Annotated in this window: 17 protein-coding genes; 9 read left to right on the plus strand and 8 right to left on the minus strand. The window is 36.6% G+C overall.

Annotated features, from left to right (window positions below; translation table 11 throughout):
- The first annotated feature begins 92 nt into the window (after positions 1 to 92).
- The 6 genes from ACFPTQ_RS03575 to galB all read left to right on the plus strand — a co-directional run bounded on the left by ACFPTQ_RS03575 (position 93) and on the right by galB (position 14159).
- Positions 93 to 2849 (plus strand): glycoside hydrolase family 78 protein, encoded by a 2757-nt coding sequence (locus ACFPTQ_RS03575; RefSeq protein WP_379773958.1) that lies wholly within the window; start codon positions 93 to 95, stop codon positions 2847 to 2849.
- Between the two features lie 33 nt (positions 2850 to 2882).
- The gene (locus tag ACFPTQ_RS03580) at positions 2883 to 4028 is read left to right on the plus strand and encodes a sialidase family protein (protein ID WP_379773960.1); all 1146 of its coding nucleotides are present in this window, start codon (positions 2883 to 2885) and stop codon (positions 4026 to 4028) included.
- Positions 4029 to 4121: 93 nt separating this feature from the next.
- The gene (locus ACFPTQ_RS03585; RefSeq protein WP_379773963.1) at positions 4122 to 5015 is read left to right on the plus strand and encodes a TIM barrel protein; all 894 of its coding nucleotides are present in this window, start codon (positions 4122 to 4124) and stop codon (positions 5013 to 5015) included.
- A gap of 115 nt (positions 5016 to 5130) precedes the next feature.
- Positions 5131 to 7863 carry a hypothetical protein gene (locus tag ACFPTQ_RS03590; protein ID WP_379773966.1) on the plus strand — a complete coding sequence of 911 codons (2733 nt, stop codon included), beginning with the start codon at positions 5131 to 5133 and terminating at the stop codon, positions 7861 to 7863.
- Between the two features lie 145 nt (positions 7864 to 8008).
- Positions 8009 to 11512: a malectin domain-containing carbohydrate-binding protein gene (locus ACFPTQ_RS03595; protein WP_379773969.1), complete on the plus strand. Its 3504-nt coding sequence runs from the start codon at positions 8009 to 8011 to the stop codon at positions 11510 to 11512.
- Positions 11513 to 11720: 208 nt separating this feature from the next.
- Complete coding sequence (gene galB / locus ACFPTQ_RS03600) at positions 11721 to 14159, plus strand: beta-galactosidase GalB (protein ID WP_379773972.1); 2439 nt, start codon at positions 11721 to 11723, stop codon at positions 14157 to 14159.
- A 56-nt stretch (positions 14160 to 14215) separates the two neighbouring features.
- On the opposite strand, the gene ACFPTQ_RS03605 is transcribed toward galB, so the two are convergent.
- The 3 genes from ACFPTQ_RS03605 to ACFPTQ_RS03615 form a co-directional block, all read right to left on the minus strand.
- Positions 14216 to 14599 carry an energy transducer TonB gene (locus ACFPTQ_RS03605; RefSeq protein WP_379773975.1) on the minus strand — a complete coding sequence of 128 codons (384 nt, stop codon included), beginning with the start codon at positions 14597 to 14599 and terminating at the stop codon, positions 14216 to 14218.
- Between the two features lie 143 nt (positions 14600 to 14742).
- On the minus strand, positions 14743 to 15039 hold the full coding sequence (locus ACFPTQ_RS03610) for a type II toxin-antitoxin system RelE/ParE family toxin (RefSeq protein ID WP_379773978.1): 297 nt from the start codon (positions 15037 to 15039) through the stop codon (positions 14743 to 14745).
- A 4-nt stretch (positions 15040 to 15043) separates the two neighbouring features.
- A complete protein-coding gene (locus ACFPTQ_RS03615) occupies positions 15044 to 15262 on the minus strand; it encodes a hypothetical protein (protein ID WP_379773981.1) in 219 nt (72 codons plus the stop codon).
- A gap of 228 nt (positions 15263 to 15490) precedes the next feature.
- On the opposite strand from ACFPTQ_RS03615, the gene ACFPTQ_RS03620 reads away from it, so the two are divergent.
- Positions 15491 to 17380: a peptidase U32 family protein gene (locus tag ACFPTQ_RS03620; RefSeq protein ID WP_379773983.1), complete on the plus strand. Its 1890-nt coding sequence runs from the start codon at positions 15491 to 15493 to the stop codon at positions 17378 to 17380.
- 536 nt (positions 17381 to 17916) lie between these two features.
- On the opposite strand, the gene ACFPTQ_RS03625 is transcribed toward ACFPTQ_RS03620, so the two are convergent.
- From ACFPTQ_RS03625 to ACFPTQ_RS03640, 4 genes are all read right to left on the minus strand, one after another.
- Positions 17917 to 18327 carry a BrxA/BrxB family bacilliredoxin gene (locus tag ACFPTQ_RS03625; protein ID WP_026713989.1) on the minus strand — a complete coding sequence of 137 codons (411 nt, stop codon included), beginning with the start codon at positions 18325 to 18327 and terminating at the stop codon, positions 17917 to 17919.
- A gap of 111 nt (positions 18328 to 18438) precedes the next feature.
- Positions 18439 to 19584 (minus strand): lycopene cyclase family protein, encoded by a 1146-nt coding sequence (locus ACFPTQ_RS03630; protein ID WP_379773987.1) that lies wholly within the window; start codon positions 19582 to 19584, stop codon positions 18439 to 18441.
- On the minus strand, positions 19581 to 20084 hold the full coding sequence (locus ACFPTQ_RS03635) for a thioredoxin family protein (RefSeq protein ID WP_379773989.1): 504 nt from the start codon (positions 20082 to 20084) through the stop codon (positions 19581 to 19583). The genes ACFPTQ_RS03630 and ACFPTQ_RS03635 overlap by 4 nt, the downstream gene beginning before the upstream one ends.
- The gene (locus ACFPTQ_RS03640; protein WP_379773991.1) at positions 20084 to 22336 is read right to left on the minus strand and encodes a TonB-dependent receptor; all 2253 of its coding nucleotides are present in this window, start codon (positions 22334 to 22336) and stop codon (positions 20084 to 20086) included. Before ACFPTQ_RS03640 ends, ACFPTQ_RS03635 begins: the two co-directional genes overlap by 1 nt.
- 107 nt (positions 22337 to 22443) lie before the next feature.
- On the opposite strand from ACFPTQ_RS03640, the gene ACFPTQ_RS03645 reads away from it, so the two are divergent.
- Positions 22444 to 24312 carry an Nramp family divalent metal transporter gene (locus ACFPTQ_RS03645; protein ID WP_379773993.1) on the plus strand — a complete coding sequence of 623 codons (1869 nt, stop codon included), beginning with the start codon at positions 22444 to 22446 and terminating at the stop codon, positions 24310 to 24312.
- Between the two features lie 66 nt (positions 24313 to 24378).
- A complete protein-coding gene (locus tag ACFPTQ_RS03650; protein ID WP_379773995.1) occupies positions 24379 to 25032 on the plus strand; it encodes a metal-dependent transcriptional regulator in 654 nt (217 codons plus the stop codon).
- Between the two features lie 98 nt (positions 25033 to 25130).
- Here the strand turns inward: ACFPTQ_RS03650 and ACFPTQ_RS03655 are convergent, their stop codons facing one another.
- Positions 25131 to 25256, minus strand: coding sequence for a FeoB-associated Cys-rich membrane protein (locus ACFPTQ_RS03655; RefSeq protein WP_379773998.1), 126 nt, complete (start codon positions 25254 to 25256; stop codon positions 25131 to 25133).
- Positions 25257 to 25260: the final 4 nt, after the last annotated feature.

Below are 25260 nucleotides of genomic sequence, written 5' to 3' on the forward strand. Positions count from 1 at the left end.
AAATATACCGCCCCGATGGGGCTCAATGAACCAGACTATTATAAATCTATAAATATATTGTCCCTATGGGACTTTACATTGGATAAAACATTATGAGAAAGCTTTTTATACATATAACCTTAATCCTAATTTGTTCGCTTAGTTTTTCTTTGGCGAAAGCCCAAAGCAAAATCAGCCTGACTAATTTGCAATGCGAAATGCTGACCAATCCCGAAGGTATCGATGTGGTGCAACCGCGTTTGAGTTGGCAATTGAATAGTTCATTGTCTGGTTTGGAACAAACGGCTTATCAAGTTTTAGTAGCATCAACTAAAGAAAAATTAGAGGCTAATGATGCCGATTTGTGGGATAGCGGAAAAGTAAATACGAATCAATCGATACATGTTGTTTACAAAGGGAAAAAATTAACTAGCAGGCAAGGGGCATATTGGAAAGTGAATGTTTGGACCAATAAAGGAGAGACTTCCTGGAGTGCTGTTAATTATTGGAGCATGGGGATTTTGACTTACGCCGAATGGAAATCGACGCGATGGATTGGCTATGAAAAACTAACGAATGATGATAGTATTTCACAGTTCTCTAAATTGTCCGCTCGTTATTTACGAAAAGGAATCGATTTGAAAAAACCAATCAAAAATGCCAAGGTGTACATTATGGGAATGGGCTTGTATGAGTTTTATATTAATGGAAATAAAATTGGCAATCAGGTTTTAGCACCTGTTCCTACAGATTATACCCAAAACGTAAAATACAATGTTTTTGATGTGACTTCGCATCTAAAAGAAGGGCAAAACATGTTGGGGACTATTTTAGGGAACGGACGTTTTTTTGCGATGCGTCAGGATTATAAACCGTATAAAATCAAATCTTTTGGTTTGCCTAAAATGGCTTTGCAGTTGTTTGTGGAATATACAGACGGAAGCAATGAAGTAATTAGAGCCGACGACACATGGAAATTAACGACTGACGGACCTATTTTAGCAAATAACGAGTACGACGGTGAGGAATACGATGCCCGTAAAGAAATGAAAGGCTGGGCTACGACCAATTTTGACGATAAAAACTGGGTAAATGCCAGATATGTTCAGGAGCCGGGCGGTTTTTTTGAAGCGCAAATGACTCCGAGTATGAAAATTATGGGCGAAGTAAAACCCATTTCAATCAAAGCGACTCCAAGAGGAACTTATATTCTCGATATGGGACAAAATATGGTAGGTTGGTTGCAAATTAAAGTAAAAGGGAAGAGTGGGGATAGAATAACAATGAAATTCGCCGAGTCATTGCAAAAAGATGGTTCCTTGTATATTGCTAATTTACGTGATGCAAAAACTACGGATGTCTACACTTTAAATGGGGAAGGCGAAGAAATCTGGGAACCTCGTTTTGTTTTTCACGGTTTTCGATTTGTAGAAATTTCAGGTTTCCCAACGAAGCCTGAGTTAGATAATTTCCTTGGGAAAGTGGTGTATGACGATATCAAAACAACTGGAACTTTTGAATCTTCGGATGCGATTATGAATCAGATTTTCAAAAATGCTTGGTGGGGAATTAGTGGGAATTACAAAGGAATGCCTATTGATTGTCCACAACGAAACGAACGCCAACCTTGGTTAGGCGACCGTACAACAGGCGCTTATGGGGAAAGCTTTTTATTCAACAACCAGACTTTGTATGCCAAATGGCTGGATGATATTAAATATTCACAAACTCAGGATGGTGGATTGCCTGATGTAGCTCCTGCTTTTTGGCGCTATTATGGAGATAATGTGACCTGGCCGGGAACCTATATCACTGTTGCGGATATGTTGTACCAGCAATTTGGAGACGCAGCAGTAGTAAAAAAACAATATCCGTCTATGAAAAAATGGATGGTGTATATGGAAGAGAATTATTTAGAAAATGATTTGATGGACAAAGATAAATATGGTGATTGGTGTGTTCCTCCTGAATCATTAGAGTTAATTCGTTCCAAAGATCCGGCTCGTTTAACGGATGGACAATTGTTGTCGAGTGCGTTTTATTATCAGCTTTTAACGATCATGAAAAAGTTTGCCAAAATTGCAAATGCCGATGCTGATAGTACGCATTATGATGATTTGGCAACCAGAATCAAAAAAGCATTCAATGCCAAATTTTTAAACACAGAAAAAAACTATTACGCCAATAATACGGTAACGGCTAATGTATTGCCATTGGCTTTTGGAATGGTTCCAGAAAACCTGATTGATAAAGTTTTTCAAAATATGGTTCACGAAGTAGAGGTGACTAAACAGGGACATATTAGTACAGGAGTTATTGGGACACAGTTTTTAATGCGAACATTAACCAATTTTGGCAGAGGGGATTTGGCTTACAAATTAGCTTCAAACAAAACCTATCCAAGTTGGGGCTTTATGGTCGAAAATGGAGCTACTACCATTTGGGAATTATGGAATGGAAACACCGCCGATCCATCCATGAATTCGCAAAACCACGTCATGTTGTTGGGTGATTTATTGATTTGGTATTATGAAAATATGGCGGGTATCAAGAGTAATCCTGAAATGCCAGGTTTCAAACAAATTATTATGAAACCTGATTTTAATGCAGGACTGACTTTTGTAAATGCTTCTTATGAATCGGTTCATGGTTTAATAAAAAGCAATTGGAAAAAGGAGAAAAAAGGCATGCAATGGAATATCAGCATTCCTGCTAATACTTCGGCTTTGGTTTATTTACCAACACAAAACATAAAAAATATTGTGGTGAACAAAGTCAAATTAGACAAAACAACATTTACTCATAAAACGGATGGTAAGCAGGAATTACTGACTTTACCATCAGGGGATTACAGCATTATTTGGAATTAAAAAAACGAAAACTATAATTATAAAACAATAAAAATGAGAGGATTAAAAGTAGCATTATTGCTTATTGGATTAATAACTTTAGGAAGTTGCAGCTCTGCTTTAAAACATAAAACATGGAAAGAAGGAATTTTAGTTGACCAATTTATTTATGACAAAGCGCCTTATCCTTCCTGTCATGCGGTGACTATCGTAGAAGCTACCAATGGTGATTTAGTAGCTTCTTGGTTTGGAGGAACGCACGAAAGACATCCTGATGTTTGTATTTATGTGGCTATAAAACCTAAGGGAAGTGATAAATGGAATGAAGGTGTTCAGGTTGCTGATGGAGTGATGCCTGATGGAACTCGTTTGCCTACTTGGAATCCGGTTTTGTATCAAATTCCCGATGGCGATTTGATGTTGTTTTATAAAATTGGACCAAAACCTTCTGAATGGTGGGGAATGTTAAGACGTTCTAAAGATGGTGGAAAAACTTGGTCAGCTGCCGAAAAAATGCCTGATGGATTTTTAGGCCCTATCAAAAACAAACCGGTATTGTTGAGCAACGGAACCTTATTGTTGCCTTCAAGTATTGAGGGAGACGGATGGAGATTGCGTATGGAATCGACTCCTGATTTTGGAAAAACTTGGGTGATGGGTGATACTTTAGCCAGAGGAAAGCAAAAAATCAATGCCATTCAGCCGAGTGTTTTATTTCATAAAGACGGAAGCATTCAGGCTATTGGTAGAACCAGAAATAGAGCTTTGTTTTCTACCTTTTCTAAAGACAATGGGAAAAGCTGGTCGGATGTGGAGTTGTTAGATATGCCAAATAACAATTCAGGAACTGATGCAGTTACGCTTAAAAACGGAAAACATTTGTTAGTATACAATCATGTTTTGCCTCCGGGTACAGAAGCTAAAGGACCAAGAACACCTTTAAATGTTTCGATTTCTAATGATGGAATCCACTGGAAAGCAGCTTTGGTATTGGAAGATTCTAAAATCAGTCAGTACTCGTATCCATCAATGATTCAAAGTAAAGATGGTATGGTGCATATTGTATATACTTGGAGAAGAGAAAAATTGAAATATGTAAAAGTTGATCCATCTAAGTTAGTGGCTTTGCCTATCAAAAACGGAATCTGGCCTGGGCAAGAAGGAGTAGAAGTAAAAGCAGTAAAAGCGGAAGAGGAATAAAAGTTAAACCATATAAGTCATATAAGAACATATAAGTTAGGCGTGTTATTTTAGAAATGCTTAAATGACTTATATGGTAAAAAAAATAAAAACATGAAGTTAGAATATTTAAAAAGAAACTTAATTGTTGCAATCTTGGTTGTTTTTTTGGGAACATCCAATAATGTGATTTCTGCACAATCGATCAAGAAACAACGTTATAAAGTTGCCGTTTGCGATTGGATGATTCTAAAAAGACAAAAGTTAGGTTCTTTTCAATTAGCCAGTGAAATAAAAGCTGATGGAATCGAACTGGACATGGGTGGCTTAGGGAAAAGACCCACATTCGACAGTAAATTAGGTGACCCGATTGAAAGACAAAAGTTTTTGGATAAATCCAAAGAAACAGCTGTAGAAATCAGCTCTATCGCCATGTCAGGATTTTATGCACAGTCCTTTGCCAAAAGAGATTCGATCAACTTGATGATCAATGATTGTGTGGCGACAATGAAAAACATGAAAGTAAAAGTAGCTTATTTACCTCTAGGTACAGAAAGTGATTTGAAAAAAAATCCAGAATTACGCCCCATCATTATCGAAAGATTAAAATGGGCTGGTAGACAAGTTGGTAAAATTGGAGGCGTAATTGCCATCGAAACTTCATTGAGTGCGACCGAAGAGAAAAAGCTGTTGGAAGAAATTGGATGTAAACACATTAAAAGTTCGTTCAATTTTGCGAATGCCGTAGATAATGGCAGAGATATTTCGGCTGAATTGAAGATTTTGGGCAAAAAACATTTGGCACAAATTCACGCTTCAACAACTGATAGCGTTTGGCTGGAAAACGATAAAAATGTCGATTTACCAAAAATCAAAAAGACTTTAGACAAAATGAAATGGAAAGGTTGGCTAATCGTAGAACGTTCCCGAGATATCACACAGGTTCACAATGTGAAAGCTAATTATGGCGCTAATGTGGCCTATTTGAAGAAGATTTTTCAGAATTAAATTTATGCCACTAAGTCACAAAGACACAAAGGAATTTTAATTCAGTAGTTTGAATAAGAAATTACAATTTAAAAACTTTGAGTCTTTGTGCCTTAGTGCAAAAACAACAAAACAAATGAAATATTTAAGTTTACTTTTTTTAGGATTCTATATGACTTTTGCGTCAGCGCAAAATCTAATAATTGTTCGTGATGCTAATGCACCCAGAGCGCAATTTGGTGCCGAAAAATTATCGGAAGCAGCAACCGCAAAAGGGATCAAAGTTGTTTTTACTGATAAAGCACCTAAAAAATCAAAAGACCGAGTTGTAGTTATTGGCGAAAAAGGAAGTGATTTTTGGAAACAAAACACTAAGAATAGTGTCATTGACGACAGTAAATTAACTAAAAAGGAAGGCTTTTTAATCCGTAGCCAAAAAAATAGCATTTTCATTGAAGGAAATGATGCTACCGGAGCCTTATATGGAGCCTTGGAATTGGCTGATCGAATCGAAACTTCTGCTGCAATCCCTGCTACAATCAATGTGGAAGACAGTCCGGAAATGGTGCTAAGAGGAACCTGTGTTGGGATTCAAAAACCAGTTTATTTACCGGGTAGAGATGTTTACGAGTACCCTTATACTCCAGCGTCTTTTCCATGGTTTTATGATAAGGCACTTTGGATAAAATACTTAGATATGATGGTGGATAACCGTATGAATTCTTTGTATTTATGGAACGGACATCCTTTTGCTTCTTTGGTAAAACTAAAAGACTATCCATTTGCTGTTGAAGTAAGTGATGAGGATTTTAAAAAGAATGAGGAGATCTATAAATTCCTTACGGAAGAAGCTAATAAAAGAGGAATTTGGGTGATTCAGATGTTTTACAATATACTTGTTTCAAAGCCTTTTGCGGAGCATTACAATATAAAAACTCAGGATCGTTCCAGACCAATTACTCCTGAAATTGCCGATTATACTAAAAAATCGATTACTGCTTTTATTGAAAAATATCCAAATGTGGGATTGTTAGTTTGTTTAGGAGAAGCGATTAATACCATTGACGATGATGTGGAGTGGTTTACTAAAACCATTATTCCAGGAGTTCAGGATGGATTAAAAGCATTAGGAAAGACTCAGGAACCGCCAATTATTTTGCGTTCGCACGATACTGATGCACCTGCGGTTATGGCAAAAGCTTTGCCATTGTACAAAAATTTATATACGATGAGTAAGTATAACGGGGAGTCGTTGACGACCTATACTCCAGGTGGACCTTGGGGAGAAACGCACCGTCAGTTGAGTTCGTTGGGTTCTATTCATATTGAAAACGTACATATTTTGGCCAATTTAGAGCCATTCCGATACGGTTCGCCTGACTTTATTCAGAAAACCGTTCAGGCGATGCATTCTGCTCATGGGGCTAATGCGCTGCATTTGTATCCTCAGGCGTCTTACTGGGATTGGCCGTATTCGGCGGATAAAACGGCATCAGGGAAACGTTTGTTGGAAATGGATCGCGATTGGATTTGGTACAAAGCCTGGGCTAGATATGCTTGGGAAAGTAAAAGAGACAGAACACAGGAAATCCAATTTTGGGACAAGCAATTCACTGATAAATACGGTGTAAATGCTCAGGCCGCTAGAGATATTCTGGAAGCTTACGAACAAATAGGTGAAATCGCTCCTAAAACGCTAAGACGTTTCGGAATTACCGAAGGAAACCGTCAAACCTTGTTGTTAGGTATGTTCGAAAGTCAATTAGTAAATCCGGCTAAATGGCGTGTGTACCCAGGATTCCACGAATCTTGCGGTCCGGTAGGTGAATTGCTTTTGGAATACGCCAAGAAAGAATGGAACCACGAAGCACATGTGGGAGAAACACCTCCGCAGGTGATTAGCGAAATTGTACAACACGGAAAAATAGCTGTCGAAGCAATTGATAAAGCGGCTCCAAGTGTGACTAAAGACAAAGAAGAATTCAACCGATTGAAGAACGATGTGTATTGCTATAATGCTTTCGCTAATTGTTTTTCAGAGAAAGTGAAGGCTGCAATGTTGGTATTGCGCTACAGTTATTCGAATGATATTGCCGATTTAGATAAAGCGGTACCACATTTAGAAAAAGCTTTGGAATATTATGAGGAATTAGTAAAACTGACCAAAGGCAGCTATTTGTATGCCAATAGTATGCAAACTGCTCAACGCCGAATCCCAATTGGTGGCGATGACGGAAACAATAAAACCTGGATAGAATTATTGCCTCATTACGAAAGAGAGTTGGCTAATTTTAAACGTAACTTAACTCTTTTAAAAGCATCAAAAGATGGAAAAGTAGAGAAAGTAGCGGCTAAGCCTTGGCAAACGGCTGAGGTAACTTTACTAAGTGAAAACAAAGGTACTTATGCGGTGAAAACCGGAACTCAGGTGTATGGAACTCCAATTTCAGAATTAGTGAAAATTGCACCCGAATTGCAAAATTTAAAAGGAATTGCATTCGATGAAACTTCGCAGAATGAAAACGGAACCCATTTGAAATTCAAAAATAACAAGGCAGTAAAACTGGTTGTGGGTTATTTCAATTCCGACCAAAAAAGATTTTTATTGCCGCCAAGTTTAGAGACAGATGCTGCCGGAAATGCTTACGGTCAGGCAGAAGTAATTTTGGCTAGTGCCATCAATTTGAAAGAATTGCCACGTATCAACATTCACACCTATACTTTCCAACCGGGTGAAAACAAGTTGGATTTAGGAAAAGGAAGAGTCTTGATTCTTGGTTTTATCGATGCCAATCAAACGATTACAACCCGTGATGTGGGCTATATCGACGCAGGCGAAAAAGCTGCGGTTGACTGGTTGTTTTATTAAAATAATGTGGGCGTGACCCTCAGTGAAAAACTTCGGGTCGGGCTGTACGTTTCAATCTTTTTATTTTGTCATCCTGAGCTTGTCGAAGGACAAAATAAAAAGGATTTCCACTTCCATCCCTCACGCAGGAGAAGAAATAAAAACAATGAAGAAATTAATTTACATACTATTTTTAATAACAAGTCTTTCGTGGTCGCAAACACGGGAAGAAATCTCCTTGAATGCCAATTGGAAAACCACAATAGTAGATTCTAATGCGAATTTAGATCTTGATTTCTCCAGAAGTTGGCCTGTAGATATCAATTGGAAAACAGTCGATGTACCACATAACTGGGATCAGTACGAAGGTTTTCGCCAGATGAAACATGGCAATTTGCACGGAACGGCTTGGTATTCGAAACAGTTGAAAATAGGAAAACAACAAAAAGACAAACGCTATTTTCTGTTTTTCGAAGGAGTCAATAGCTATGCTACTGTTTGGGTCAATGGAAAAGAAGTGGGGCAACACAAAGGTGGTCGTACCACTTTTACCTTAGACATTACAGATGCTTTACAATTTAATGCCGAAAATAAAATTTTGGTCAAAGCTGCTCATCCTGCTTTCATCACCGATTTACCTTGGGTGTGTGGTGGCTGTTCCGGCGAATGGGGATTTTCAGAAGGCTCACAACCTATGGGGATATTTAGACCGGTAACTTTGGTTGTTACTAATGAAGTTCGCGTAGCGCCTTTTGGAGTGCATATCTGGAATGACAAATCGACAACAAAGGAAGAAGCTATTTTGCATACCACAACCGAAATTCAGAATTTCAGTCCAACAGAAAGAACAATTACAGTTGTCAATACTCTTTTGGATAACAAAGGAAAAGAAGTAGCTTCAGTTAAGAACGAAATCCTACTTTTGAAAGGAACAAAGGAAATTCAGCAAACTTTGCCTGTTATCAAAAATCCTAATTTATGGTCGCCGGAGAATCCCTATTTATATACCCTTTCGACAACTATTCTTGGAAAAAAAGACAGTATTTTAGACAAAATCACAACGCCTTACGGAATTCGTTGGGTTTCTTGGCCAGTTGGTAGAGTAGGCGATGATAAACGTTTTTTTATCAATGACAAACCCGTATTTATTAATGGAACTTGTGAATACGAACACCAATTAGGACAAAGTCATGCTTTTTCGGATATCCAAATTAAAGCGAGAATCGAGCAGATTAAAGCGGCCGGTTTTAACTCATTCAGAGAAGCACATCAGCCACATAATTTAAAATACCAACAGCTTTTAGACGAAAGCGGAATTCTATTTTGGTCTCAGTTTTCGGCCCATATTTGGTACGATACACCTCAGTTTAAAGAAAATTTTAAGACTTTATTGCGAGAATGGATTAAAGAACGACGCAACAATCCGTCGGTGGTGTTATGGGGATTGCAAAATGAAAGTACCATTCCAAAGGAATTTGCTGAAGAATGCACCCAAATCATTCGTGAAATGGACCCAACTGCCGCCGAACAGCGCAAGGTGACTACTTGCAATGGTGGTGAAGGAACAGATTGGAATGTGGTGCAAAACTGGTCAGGAACCTATGGTGGAGACCCCTATAATTACGATGTCGAAATGACCACTCAATTATTAAATGGAGAATATGGTGCTTGGCGTAGTATCGATTTACACACTGAAGGGGAATTTGACCAAAAAGGAATTTTGAGCGAAAACCGTTTTTCGCAGTTAATGGAAATCAAAGTCCGCGAAGCCGAATCGGTAAAGGATAAAATAGCTGGACAATTCAATTGGCTTTTTGCTTCTCATGAAAATCCGGGTCGTGAACAAAACGGTGAAGGTTTCAGAACCATGGATCAGGTTGGGCCGGTGAATTACAAAGGATTGTTTAGTATTTGGGGCGAACCGCTTGATGCCTATTATATGTACCGCGCCAATTATGTTTCGAACAAAACCAATCCGATGGTGTATATCGTTTCACATAGCTGGCCAAATCGTTGGGAGAAAACAGGGGTAAAAAATGGAATTGATATCTATTCCAATTGTGATGAGGTCGAATTGTTTAACGATGTGAATCACGAATCTTTAGGGAAATTAAAAAATCCAGGAAAAGGACAGCATTTTCAGTGGAATAATGTGAATATTCAGTACAATGTTTTGTACGCAGTGGGTTATGTGGATGGCAAAAAAGTAGCTCAGGATTATGTAGTGTTGAATAATTTGCCAGAAGCGCGTTATTTTAAAGATTTAAACAAAAATAATGAAGAAGTTGTTGTTGCAAAACCAAATTACAATTACCTCTATCGCGTAAATTGTGGTGGGGATGATTTTGTAGATACTAAGGGGAATCTTTGGATGGCAGATGTTCATAAAAGTGTAAAAAACAGCTGGGGTTCTTTATCTTGGACGGATCATTTTAAAAATCTTCCGGCTTATTTTGCCAGTCAGCGTACCACATCGGATTTAGTGGATGGCACACAAAATGATGCTTTATTCCAGAATTTCCGTTACGGGATGAATCAGTTACGCTATGAATTTCCGGTTGCTGATGGCGAGTACGAAGTCGAATTGTATTTCTCAGAACCTTGGTACGGCCTTGGAGGCGGAATGGACTGCAAAGACTGGCGTGTATTTGATGTGGCTATCAATGACCAAGTCGTTCTAAAAGATTTTGATATTTGGAAGGAAGTCGGTTTTGCGAAAGCAATCAAAAAAACATTCAAAGTAAAAAGTCAAAACGGACAATTAGTAATTGCTTTCTCAAAAGTAAGTTCGGGAGAAGCGATTATTTCGGCGATTGCGATTGCTTCTAAAGATAAATCACTCAAAGCAGCTGAGCCTTCACCAAAAAACATTATGGATGTTAAAGCAAATGCTTCTTTTGAAATTGGTTCTTGGTTGAATTTGAATGCAAAGCAATATGTAAATTCGGAAGAGGTATTTACCCAATTACCGGCTCATTTGTACACGGCTGATTATCTTCGTTTGTCCAATGAAAATAATATAACCGGTTCTTTTATTTCGAAAGAGGATGCAACGGTTTCGGTATTGATAGATGCTAAAATTCAATCTACTTTAGCTTGGCTTTCAAATTATAAAAAATCGGAAGCTACCGCTAAAAACAGCAAAGGAGTGGTGTTTTCGATTTTCGAAAAAGAAGTTAAAAAAGGAGAGCAAGTCACTTTTGGGAATAATGAAAATACTTCGGCAATGTATTCAATTGTGGTAGTGCCAAGTTCGGATTTAGGAAAAGTAAAAGACGATCGTCCAACTTTGAAATTGGAAGCCGAATTGGCAAAAATCAAAGGGGAAGGCGTTGAAAAAGGCAATTTCAAATCCAGTGATTATGTAGAATTTACAAAAGCTTCAGCAAATAGTATCGAATTTGAAGTAAATCCGGGTGTGGCTAATGTGTATTTGATGCGTTTTAGATACATGAATATGACCGAAGCACCCATAAAAGTGAAATTGATTATCGAGGATGCTTACGGGATTTTGTTGCGAAATGATACGATTGACTTTGCTGTGCCTACCGAAAAATGGAAGCTTTTAAACACCACTTCGGGCGGTTATATCAATGCCGGAAAATATAAAATCCGTTTAGAATCGGACAATATGAAAGGATTGCGTTTGGATTCTTTTGAGTTTCAATAGAAAATAGGATGAAATTAAAAACATATAAGTCATATAAGTTTTTTAAATCTGCGTAAATCTGTTAGATCTGCGTGAAAAAAACAAAAAATAGAGTCAGTAAAATTGAAATAAATTTATAACCATATAAGATGTTTAAGTTTATATAAGTTATGTTTAAGTTTAGCTTAGATGTACTTATATGACTTATATGGTTTAAAAAAACGTCGCAATGATAAATAAACATAAAAGTGTTTTACAAAAAACGGGAACAGCAATCGTCTTGTTGTTCTTGATGGCTTGTGCATCAACAAAAAATGAAAGTAGACAAATAACCGATTTTAATCCGGATTGGAATTTTAAATTAGGAGATTTTCCAACGGCTATTCAAGCTGATTTTGATGCTAAGGATTGGCGCACTTTAAACCTGCCACACGATTGGAGTATCGAAGGAACTTTCAGCAAAGACCATCCAACCAAACCGCAGCAGGGTGCTTTGCCGGCTGGAATGGGTTGGTATCGCAAAGCATTTACGTTGCCAGAATCGGCTAAAGATAAAAGCATCGCTATCGAATTTGATGGTGTTTTTTGTAATAGCGAAGTGTGGATTAATGGCCATCATTTAGGGAAACGTCCGTTTGGATACATTTCTTTCTCTTATGATTTAACGCCTTATTTGAACTTTGGCAACCAAAAAAATTATATTGCTGTAAAAGTAGATAACGATGCCCAACCAAGTTCCAGATGGTACACTGGTTCCGGGATTTATAGAAATGTGCGCCTCGTAACTACCGCAAAAGTACATGTAGCGCATTGGGGAACTTATGTGACTACGCCAAAAGTTTCGGCAGCAAAAGCCACGGTTAACTACGAACTTACCATTCAAAATGATGCAGCTATTACTAAGAATGTAAAAGTAATAACGAATATTTTGGATGCGAGTAATCGTTCGGTGTCGCAAACAACAACAGAGGAAACCATCACTGCCCTATCCAAATTAATTAAAAACTATCAATTGGATGTGAATAATCCTAAATTATGGGATACTAAAAATCCTAATCTATACAAGGTGGTGACTCGAATTTATGAGGGTTCAGCATTGGTTGATTCTTATACTACGCCATTGGGTTTCCGCTATTTTGCTTTTGATGCCGAAAAAGGTTTTTCATTGAATGGCGTGCCAACCAAGATTTATGGCGTTTGCTTGCATCATGATAATGGTGCTTTAGGTGCGGTGGCCAATTTTGATGCTATCAAAAGAAAACTGACTATAATGAAGGAAATGGGAGCCAATGCAATTCGAACGGCTCATAATCCGCCTTCTTTAGAATTGTTGCAGTTGTGTGACGAAATGGGTTTTATTGTGCAGGATGAGGTTTTTGATGTATGGAAAAAGAAAAAAGTATCCAATGATTACAACAAATATTGGGACGAATGGCATCAACGTGATTTGGAAGATTTCATCAAGCGTGACCGTAACCATCCGTCGGTGATGATGTGGAGCATTGGTAATGAAATCCGAGAGCAATTTGATAGTACGGGTGTTCGCATTACTAAAGAATTGGCGCGAATAGTAAAATCCTTGGATACCACCCGTCCGGTAACTTCGGCTTTGACGGAGAATGTTCCCGAGAAGAATTTTATCTATCAGTCGGGAGCTTTGGATTTATTAGGATTTAACTACAAACATGCTGATTATCCAACATTTCCGGAGCGTTTTAAAGGGCAAAAAATCATTGCTTCCGAGAGTGTTTCGGCCTATGCAACCCGAGGGCGTTATGATATGCCAACGGATACTATCCGTTTTTGGCCTAAGAAACACGGCGAAACTTTTGATGGGAATCCTGATTTAACGGTGACAGCCTATGATAACGTTGCTTCTTATTGGGGAACCACCCATGAGGAAAACTGGAAAGCAGCAAAGAAATATGATTTTATTGCCGGAACCTTTGTTTGGACTGGTTTTGATTACATTGGCGAACCCGATCCGTATCCGTATCCTGCCCGTAGTTCGTATTTTGGGATTGTGGATTTAGCTGGATTCCCAAAAGATGTGTATTATATGTACCAAAGCGAATGGAGCGATAAAACAGTCTTACACTTATTGCCACATTGGAACTGGAAACAAGGCCAAATCATTGATGTTTGGGCCTATTACAACAATGCCGATGAGGTGGAATTATTCCTAAACGGGAAATCGTTAGGATCGAAATCTAAAAAAGGAGACGAATTGCACATTGCCTGGAAAGTGCCTTTTGAAGCCGGAACTCTGAAAGCGGTTTCCAGAAAAGCAGGTAAAGTAGTTAAGGAAACGGAGATTCATACTGCAGGTGAAGCTGCAAAAATCAATTTGCAAGCAGATAAAACCAAGATTAAAAATGACGGCTACGAATTGGTTTACGTGACGGTTTCTTTACAGGATAAAGACGGAAATCCACTTCCTACAGCCGATAATTTAATCAACTTTAAAGTTTCTGGAGGTGCCAAAATTGTGGGTGTAGATAATGGATATCAGGCGAGTTTAGAGCCTTTTAAAGCGAATTACCGCAAATTATACAATGGGAAATGCTTAGTGATTTTGCAATCCAATAAAAAGGCGGAAAATATTATTTTTGAAGCGACTACTGATGGGAATATTAGCGCTGGAATAGTAAATATTAAAGTGGATTAATTTTTCTCCCTATACTTAGTTTTTAAAAGCACGGATTTCGATTCGTGCTTTTTTGTTTAAGGGATAACTATTGGCATTGCATACAAACATCTTACAATTTTTCCAGCTTTTTTTGCAGGATTCCATCTTGGCATATTTTGGATTACTCTTTTAGCTTCTTTGTCTGTTCCATGGCCTACATGTCTGAGAATTTTTAAATTTGATATAGTTCCGTTTTTTTCTATTACAAATATGACATAGACTCTACCAAATATTTTTTTTCCATTTACTATTGGCGTTCTAAAATTATCCTTGATAAATTGTTCTTTTTTTATCCGACCCAATATTTGGGGTTTTACATCTACTTCAGACAAATTATATATTGTGTTTTCATCATAAATTTTATTTGAATTTTCATTGCAACAGCAGCTGATAAACTTCCATTTGGAAAGTGAAGGCATATTGGAAGATTTTTCTTTGTTTTTACTTTGCCCAAATGAAAATGAAAAGAAAAAAATAAATAATAACGAGATTAGTTTTACCATTGATTGTAATGTTTTATAGTGCTATAAATATACAGAACAATTTTTGTAAATAAAATCTTTTATTTTTTAGATGGTTTGCTTCCGGGATTTCTCCAAGTATTAAAAACGGCGTAGACAATAACACTTTTGTTTTCAATTTCAAAAATGATCAAATAAGGAAAATCTTTTATAAAAACTTCTCTGTAAGGATTTCTTTTAATTTGATAGTGTTCAGGATATTTTTGTATACGATCAATGTAGATTTCTAAGGTTTCAATAAAACGTTTTCCTAAGCCTTTCTTTCGACTTTCATAATAGAGATAAGCTTCTTTAATGTCAAGAAATGCTTCGTGTTTAACCTCTAATTTGTATTTCATGGGATTATTTTTCAAGAATGTTTTTCTTTACTTCATCCCATGAATAGGAAGGACTTTCTTCTCTTAAATGATGTTCCCTTCTCTCATCAATAATTTTATAATCAACTTCACTAAGATGAACCTGATCTTCTTCCAATATGGCTTTTACTTTTTTTAGAACAGATTCTTTTTGAGTACTTAAAAGCATTTCTATAAGTTCCATTTTTGCTAATTGTAAGTCCATGGTTGTTATGATTTTAATATTTCAAAGATAAGTTTTTTTTAAATGAGTCTTTATTTGACTATTTGGTTTTTTTATGGATTTGGTTAATAGTTTGGGTAGTTGTGTTTTGTAAAGTGTTCTTTTTCAGTTTGTTTTAATCTTAATTTTGTTGAAACCCTGCATTTTCAAGAACAATTTTATACTTTTGCACTCTGATTCCAAAAAACAAGGAATCGAAGTACTGATTATATGAAAAAGAAAGTAGAAATTCTTGCTCCGGCAAAGAACCTGGTTCAGGGAATTGCCGCTATCAATGCGGGTGCAGATGCTGTATATATTGGAGCACCACATTATGGAGCGCGTACCAATGCCACCAACTCTGTGGAGGATATTGCCGAGATGGTCAAATACGCCCACTTGTTTAAGGCTCAGGTTTTTGTGGTAATTAATACCATTTTGTACGACAACGAATTAGAAGATTGTAAAAAATTAATCTATCAATTATACGATATCGGGGTGGATGCGCTGATTGTGCAGGACATGGCTATTATGGAAATGGACTTGCCACCAATTGTGATTCACGCCAGTACTCAAGCGAACAATCGTGATCCAAAACACGTAAAATTCCTGAAAGATGCTGGAATGCAACGTGTGGTTTTAGCGCGTGAGCTGAATTTAGATCAGGTGAGAGATATTGCTGCTGCAACGGATGTAGAATTGGAATTCTTCGTTTCGGGTGCGCTTTGTGTGTCTTTCAGTGGAAACTGCTACATGAGTATTGCCGGTGGTGAGCGTAGTGCCAACCGTGGTTCTTGTGCGCAAAACTGCCGTTTGCCGTATAATTTGATTGATGGAAACGGAACGACTTTGTTAACCGAAAGTCATTTGCTTTCGATTAAAGATTTGGATTTAAGTGATCAATTGCCTAACCTAATTGAGGCGGGTATCACTTCTTTTAAAATTGAAGGTCGATTAAAAGACATCGTTTACGTTAAGAACAATACTTCCTTTTTAAGAAAGAAACTAGATGCTTTCTTAGAGAATAATGATCAATTCCAAAAAGCATCTTCGGGTAGAACGTTTTATAACTTCGAGCCGGAAATGGACAGAAGTTTCAACAGAGGTTACACGGATTATTTTGTAAACCACCGTAAAGAAAAAATCGGAAACTGGGAAAGTCCGAAATCACAAGGGCAACACATTGGTAAGGTAGTTGAATTGAAAGCCAATGGTTATGTGATTGAAAACTACGAAAAGCTGAACAATGGTGACGGTTTGTATTTTATCAATGCTGATGGTGTGGCTGATGGTGTGCAAATTAACATTATCGTAAATGATATTGTAGTTCCGAATACGTTCAAAAATATTCCTGTTGGAACCATGATTTACCGTAATTCGGATGCAGAATTCAACCGAATTGTAGAAAAAGAAAACGCTGCGGTTCGTAAAATTGGCGTTGAAATGCGTTTTGTGGAAACAGCTGAAGGCTTCCAATTAATCGTAACTGATGAAGACGGACACCAAAGTGTTTCGACTTTAGAAACTGAAAAAGAAGAAGCGAAAAGTACCGAATCTGTTATTCCTAATATCTCTAAAAACTTAGCCAAAACAGGAAATACGCCTTTCATTGTAGATGCGATTGCCGTGGAATTTACTAAAAACTGGTTCTTGCCAATTTCTAAGGTGAATGAAGTGCGAAGAATTGCTTTGGAACAATTAATCGACATTCGTATCAACGAATATCATAGAGAGGAATTCCAGATTGTACCAACGGACCATCCTTATCCAACAGAAAAATTGGATTTTACTTTTAATGTTTCGAATAAATTAGCGAGAGCTTTTTATAAAAGACACGGAGTAACGGAGATTGAAAAGGCTTTCGAATTGCAATGGGATCCTGGAAAAGCCCGTGTAATGACGACCAAGTATTGCGTGAAGTACGAATTGGGTAAATGTGCCCGTTTCCAACGTGAAACTATGGGAGAGAAGGTAGCCGAGCCGCTAACTTTGAAACACGGAGAGAACGAATACAAACTAAAATTTAACTGTAAACCTTGTGAGATGGAAATTTGGGAAAAAGACGCCGAATTTGAAATCATCGATCAGGATGAACAATTGGATTACGTGAAGAGAAGATAATTTTTTTAACCGCAAAGAGCACAAAGGAGGCGCAAAACACATAAAGTTTAAAACCATTAAGGAGTTAAGTTTAGTTAAGATTGCTTTTGAATTCTTTGCGAAAAACTTTGCATTCTTTGCGGTTAATTTTAACCACATAAGTCACAAAAGAAATTTAGACCATTAAGATTAAGTTTAGTTAAGAAGCTTTGCATACTTTGCGTGGAAACTTACCGTCCTTTGCGGTTAATTTTAACCACATAAGTCACAAAAGAAATTTAGACCATTAAGATTAAGTTTAGTTAAGAAGCTTTGCATACTTTGCGTGAAAACTTACCGTCCTTTGCGGTTAATTTTAACCACATAAGTCACAAAAGAAATTTAAACCATTAAGGCATTAAGTTTAGTTAAGAAAGCTTTTCATACTTTGCGAAAAACTTAGCATTCTTTGCGGTCAAACAAATCCTAAATTCCCTTAATTTCTTAATGGTTTAAAACAAAAAACCGCAAATTCACTATTTGTAAATCTGCGGTTTGTGTTTTTTAAGAAGTTTTGCTTAGCAGAACTCGTTGTAAGCATCTTGTAAGTTCTCAGCAATCATTTCAGCTGGGCGACCTTCAATGTGGTGACGCTCTAACATGTGCACTAATTCACCGTTTTTGAACAAAGCCATAGATGGTGAAGATGGAGGGAAAGGAAACATGTGTTGTCTTGCAGCATCAACCGCTTCTTTATCAACTCCTGCAAAAACAGTGATTAAATGATCTGGTTTTTTAGCACCTTCTAAACTCATTTTTGCTCCCGGACGTGCATTTCTTGCAGCACAACCACATACAGAGTTTACAACTACTAAAGTTGTTCCTTCTGCTTTGATAGCATTGTCTACTTCTTGTGCACTATGTAAATCTTGAAATCCTGCCGCTGTTAATTCAGCTTGCATTGGGATTACCATTTCTTGTGGATACATATCTTTTGTATTTTAATTTGTAAATTGAATGTTGCAAAGTTACAAAGAATCTGCTGAACAGAATCGTTTGCATTATAAAGTTTTGTTATAGTTTGATAGTCATTTTTATAACTATAAATAACGTCCAGCCCTCAATAATGCTTTGATGAAAAGTGTTTTTGGGCATTTCAGAATAACCTTGATGTCTTCGATTAAGGTAGTTTCTTCATCTAGAAATTTAAAAATTAATGCTGGATTTCCTTTTTTAAACATGGAAGAAAAAATAAGAGAACCTACTTCGTTTTTTCGGTGCAAAATGTCTAATAAAAGCAAATCGTAGAACCAGAATCGGCTGTTTTGGTGGAATTTTCTAAAATCGTTTTCCTTTTGTATAAAATCCACTAATCGGGATGATTGTTTGTCGGCATTTTTAAAAGTATAACCCGTACTGGCTTTCGTCCATCCGCCTGCAGTGCCTATGTTTAAGACTCTTTTAGTGTTTTTTTTCCAAAAAGGATATGAAGTCATCGGGATGCTGCCTTGTTCTTTTTCGATGATTTGATAGTGGCTGATGCCTAACTTTTGAATGTAATTTTCAATCTCTTCTTCGTATTCTTTATTATCTAAAAGATGTTCCGAAAACAAGGTGTATTCCAATAACGCTTCTTTTTCCGAAAAAGGCAGTACATACATGAATCGGGTATTTCCTTTTTGAGCAACCGAAAAATCCATAAAAGTAGCTTCTTTGGGGTTAAATGCAGCTTCGGAAGATTCTATGTGCCAACCGATAAAATGTTGTTGTAAAATGGGAAATTTAGACTGTTGTGTTAATGAGTTTCTGTTCCAAATACTATTTAAAACTTGGTCACAAGTGAACTCGGCATTTTCTGTCGAAATATAGACATGGGTGTCTAATTCGTTGATGTTAGTTACTTTTTCGTTTAAGAAGCTAATGTTTGTTTCTTTCGAAAGAGCATCAAAAACAAAATTGTAAAAATCAATCCCGCTGATTTTGCAATATTCATAGGGATTTATATCAAGATTGCGTCTAAAATTCTCATTGGCAAACCATGCTGAATCCCATTTTTTACTAATCACAGCTTCCCAAATTGTGTTTTCTTTTTGCCAAAAACACCAGGTTCTATCGTTGGATTTTTTAGAAGATTCATCCACTAACAAAATGCTTTTGTTTTTAAAATTTCCGGATTGCAGCATTTTGTAAGCCGTCATTAGAGCAGCTAAACCAGAACCGGTAAAAATATAATGATAGTGTTTCATGGATTTGGGAACGAATTCTTCTCAAAAATAGCTATTTCTTGTGTTTTTTCGAGTATTCGAATCAGTTCTTTCGCTTTTATATAGGATTGTTTTTGGAACAAAATATCTTTTTTAGTGTCCAGAATAGTAATAGTAGGGTAGCTAACTTGGTTGTTTACGGTGGCTAAAGCTGTGGCTAATTCATGAATTCCGGTGTTTTGTCCTGTTGGTTTGTATTTGAAGATGTAATTGTTAAAAGTAATGTTATTTTTATTTTCTGCATTCAAATCAACAAAATAGAATTGCGTATTCAATAGTTGTATAATGTCTGAATTTTTCAAAGTTGAATTTTCCATCATAGCACAGTATTTACACCAATTGGTATGAATGTAAATGATTATGGGTTTCGGGTTTTGGCTTGCTAATTTTTCTACTTCTTCAAACGAATAGCTTTTCAGTTGGGCAAAACCGAAAGGAATTACCCAAAAGAAAATCACTGTTATGTAGAAAAGGTTTCTCATTATTTTAAAGTGTAACGTAATCCAAAAAAGCTTCTGATTCCCTGATTTGGTCCATAAACATAACTTGGATCAAAGCTTAAAGCGTATGGATTTTCGGGTGTAGCCTGAATATTTCCATTAGTATCGTATTCCACATTTTTGTCAAAAGGATCATGAGCACGGGCAATAATAAAAGGATTTCCCTTGTTAGGTGTCCAGTTCAACAGGTTTTTGATGCCGGCATATATCTCCATGTTTTTGAACTTGTTGAAAGTGAATTGGATGTTTTGAATGCTCCAAGTAGGGGAATACTCCTTTCTTGGATCTAAATCTCCAAGGGTAGGTAGGCGCATTGGTCCATAAAGATTTCCAGTGTAATCTATATCAAGAAATAATTTGTTGATTCGATACGAAATTGCCCAGGTTCCTGTGAATTTTTCTGTTAGTATTTGACGGGTTTTTATTCCGTTTTCGGTTTTGTTCACCTCCATAAAGGTAGCTCCTAAAATCAGTTTTAAACCATTATTGAAAACCATGTCGATATTGCTGCTAATTCCTTTTGTTACTGCATAGCCATCCAGATTTTTGTAGATAATCTCATTCGGGTTGGTGTCATAATCGGGAATGATGGAGTTGGTAAAATGCGTATACCAAGCCGTTGTTTCTAGTCCGATGAAATTACCGTTTTGAGTGTATATTTTTTTTAAATAATTCAAATTGGCGTTGTAAGAACGTTCCGGTTTGAGTTCTTCGGCAATAATCACTTTACGAGAACCGGTTAGTGCGGCGTGTTCTTCGGTAAACAGATTGACAATTCTAAATCCTGTTCCGGTATTGAATCGCAGAATATTGTTGTTGTTTATTTTCCATTTGTATGCCAATCTGGGAGTAAAAATAGAACCGTGGTTGTTGTTGTAATCATATCGTGAACCTAATAAAAGCTTGTGTTTTTCGGCTAATGTGATTTCGTCCTGAACAAATAAACTTGGAATCCAATTGATGTCTTTTGTTTCAGTTGCTGGAGTATTATCGTTGTAGTATTGATAGCGAATTGCCGTTCCAAAAAGCATATCGTGATTGCCTAGTTTTTTATCCCAAGTTAATTGCCCAAAACCGATGCGTTGTTGTGCTAAATATGGAGTGTTTCCATAAACCGAGTTTTGGTCATGGTCGGTATAAGAGAAAGAGAAAAGCATTTTTTCTTTTATTGGGAGTTCGTAAGCTCCTAATAATTCCCATCTTTTGGTGTAAATGCTTTCTCCGTAAACTTCGCTGCCACCACGATAGTTTTTGTTCCATTGTATCTCGCCACCCCAACGGTCTTCATAGAAAAATCTTCCTGCCAATGAAAATAACTTGTTGCTTTTTCGACTAAAGTTCCATTTTTGGAAAACAGAGATTCGGTCTTGCAAAGTCACATCGGTAAAATTATCCTTGTTGTTGTCAATCGGATTGCTGTAGTTAAAGTAATTTACTCCAGTTAAAACTGATGCGAATTGATTGAGATTGGCTTTAAAACCTAAATCAAGATTGACTTCTCCCCAATCGGTAGCGTAACTGTCTGCTGAAAATACCGGGGCATTGTTTGGGTTTTTAGTGATGATGTTAATTAATCCACCTACTGCTTCACTTCCGTAAAGAGAAGAGGCTGGGCCTTTTACAATTTCAATGCGTTCCAATAATGAATTTGGAATTCCGGATAATCCGTAAACGGTTGAAAGTCCGCTTACAATAGGCATTCCGTCAATCAGGACTAAGGTATAGGGTCCTTCCAATCCGTTAATATGAATATCCCCGGTGTTGCATACATTACAGTTTAGTTGCGGGCGTACTCCATTGACATTTTGTAGCGCTTCAAAAATATTTGATGTTGGGTTTTTTTTGAAAAAAACAGGCTTGTATACTTCGACAGGAACAGCACTTTCTAAGCGATTGACTGCCTTTAAAGTTCCAGTAACAACGACTTCGTCCAAGCTGTTATTTTCTTTTAAATCAAAATTCAAATAAACTTCGGTGGTATCTGAAATTTGAATCTTCTTAGTCTGACTTTTTAATCCAGTATAAGTAGCTATCACTTCATATTCTCCAATTGGAATTTTTGAGATACTATAATTGCCTTCTTCATTGCTAATCGTTGCTTTTTTGATGCTTTTCATTTGGATATTAGCATAATGAAGCGGCACGCCATCAGAAGTTATTTTTCCTTTAAGGCCGGCTTGCGCAAATGAAATTGTGCTGATGAGAACACTAAAAACAATTATTAGTTTTTTCACAATAATAATTTAGATTGACTTATTTTTAATTTTAGACAAATCTAAAAATTATATTTTATATAACAAAAAAATATAATTATATTTGCCTTAACTAGTTAGTAAATAGAATGGGAAAGTCACTTGAAGAAGTACATCAGTCGGTTTCGACACAAAATAAAAAATCAGTTTTTAGAAAAATAATGGCCTTTTTTGGTCCAGCCTATTTGATTAGTGTGGGTTATATGGATCCAGGAAACTGGGCTACGGATTTAGCTGGTGGAAGTCAGTTTGGTTATTCCTTACTTTGGGTTTTATTGATGAGTAATTTGATGGCTTTGTTATTGCAAAGTCTCAGTGCGCGATTGGGAATAGTTACCCAGCGTGATTTGGCTCAGGCTTCCAGAGAAACCTATTCGCCTTTTATTAATTACATTTTGTATTTTCTAGCAGAGATTGCTATTGCTGCCTGCGATTTGGCTGAGGTTTTAGGAATGGCTATAGGGATTAATTTGCTTTTTGGTATTCCATTGATTGAAGGGGTATTGATAACTGTTTTGGATACTTTTTTATTGTTATTTTTAATCAATAGAGGGATTCGAAAAATGGAAGCTTTTATTATTGCTTTGGTGGCGGTAATAGGTGTTTCTTTTATTTTCGAAATGATTTTTGCTCAACCTGAACTCGATAAAGTGGTTTTAGGATTAATTCCTTCGATGCCAAATGAAGCCGCTCTTTATATTGCCATTGGAATTATTGGAGCCACGGTCATGCCGCACAATTTGTATTTGCATTCTTCTTTGGTACAAACCCGAAAATTTGATAGAACTCCTGTGGGAATCAAGCAGGCATTGAAATATAATTTTATCGATTCGGCTATTGCGTTGAATCTGGCTTTTTTTGTTAATGCGGCGATTTTAATTCTGGCAGCTGCAACTTTTTTTAAAAGTGGCATGCACGAAGTCGCCGAAATTCAAGATGCGCACAAGTTTTTGCAGCCTTTGTTAGGAACAAAATGGGCGCCTATTTTGTTTGCCGTAGCTTTGATAGCTGCAGGACAAAGTTCGACAGTTACTGGTACTTTGGCTGGACAAATTGTAATGGAGGGTTATTTGAATTTAAGAATTCAACCTTGGGTGAGACGTATTATAACGCGTTTAATTGCGATTGTTCCTGCTGTGATTGTAATTACCATTTTTGGTGAAAGTGTCACGGGGAAATTATTAATTTTTAGTCAGGTGGTGTTGAGTTTGCAATTAGGATTTGCGATTATTCCGTTGATTCATTTTGTGAGTGATAAAACCAAAATGAAAGGTTTCCATATTGGCAAAACGACTCAAATTGCTTCATGGATTATTGCCACGATAATTGTTTCGCTCAACGCAAAATTAGTTTTTGATGAAATAAACGGTTGGTTAGAAGCTTCTGCAAACCCAATGGTTCTTTGGTTAACGGTTGTTCCATTGGCTTTTAGTTTCTTGATTTTGTTGCTTTATATTGTTTTCAAACCTTTTATTGCCAAAACTAGAATGGCAATACAAAATCATTCTCCTCATAATTTAAAATTGCATTTTTCTAAATCGGAATCCTACACGAAAAAGAAGATAGCGATTTCGGTCGATTTTTCATCAGCAGACGAAATAGCTTTGAATAGCGCTTTTGAATTGGGTGGAAAAGAGGCTAATTATACATTGATTCATGTGGTTGAAACAGTAGGGGCAATGGTTTATGGTGAACACATTGACGACCACGAAACCATAGTTGATGAAAAACTCCTTAAAGAATATCAGCAAATGCTTGCCGAAAACGGATTTAATGTCGCTGTACAATTGGGTTTTGGTAAACCAAACAAAGTAATTCCTGAATTAGTAAATGCAGGTCGTTTTGATGTTTTAGTTATGGGAACTCATGGTCATACAGGTTTTAAGGATTTGATCTTTGGGACTACAGTGGATAAGCTAAGACATAAAATTTCGATACCTTTGTTGATTGTTAAATAAGTTTAAACACAAAGTTCACATTGTAGTGTGAAAATCAAAAATCGTTAATCTGCAATCATAAATCAAATGACTTTTTCAGAAGAGAATTACCTTAAAGCAATTTATCACTTAACTGTCGTTTCTACTTCGGGTGTAAGTACTAACGCTATTGCCGAAGTGATGGAGACCAAAGCGTCTTCGGTAACAGATATGCTTAAGAAATTAGCCGAAAAGGATTTGGTAAACTATAAAAAATACCAAGGTGTTACGCTTACCAATAAAGGTAAATTAGAAGCCAAAATGATTGTTAGAAAACACCGTCTTTGGGAAGTGTTTTTGGTTGAAAAATTAGGTTTTTCCTGGGATGAGGTACATGATATCGCCGAACAATTGGAACATATCAAATCAGAGAAATTAATTAATAGTTTAGATGATTTTCTGGGGAATCCTACCGAAGATCCGCACGGTGATCCTATCCCTAATGCTCAAGGTCAACTCCCTAAAATCGACAAGCAATTGCTCTCGGATTTAGCAGAAGGACAGAAAGGTATTTGCGTAGGCGTAAAAGATACTTCTTCAGATTTTTTAAAGTACTTGGATAAGCAAGGAATTGCTTTAGGTTCTTCGATTGAAATTATAGGTAAAGAAAGTTTTGATTTGTCTCTTCGAATAAAAGTTGATGCGAATCACCTTAATATTTCGAATAAGATTGCAAGTAACCTTTTTGTGAAGTTGAGTTAGATATTCTCAACTTATATTGACTTAAATTATTTTTTTAAGAATACAAAAAACTTAAATGACTTATATGGTTATTAAAAATTACCACATAAGTCATTTTTTTAATGACATCCGCAATCATCACCACCGCAGTTTTTATCTTTCTTTTTCTTCTTCAAAAAGAACTTTTTAAAAAGATATACTACAGCAATTCCAAGGATTAAAAAGGCAATGATTTCCTGAAACATCGAT

The sequence above is a fragment of the Flavobacterium sp. GCM10022190 genome (assembly GCF_042656445.1).
In the GTDB taxonomy this organism is placed as follows: Bacteria; Bacteroidota; Bacteroidia; order Flavobacteriales; family Flavobacteriaceae; genus Flavobacterium; species Flavobacterium nitratireducens.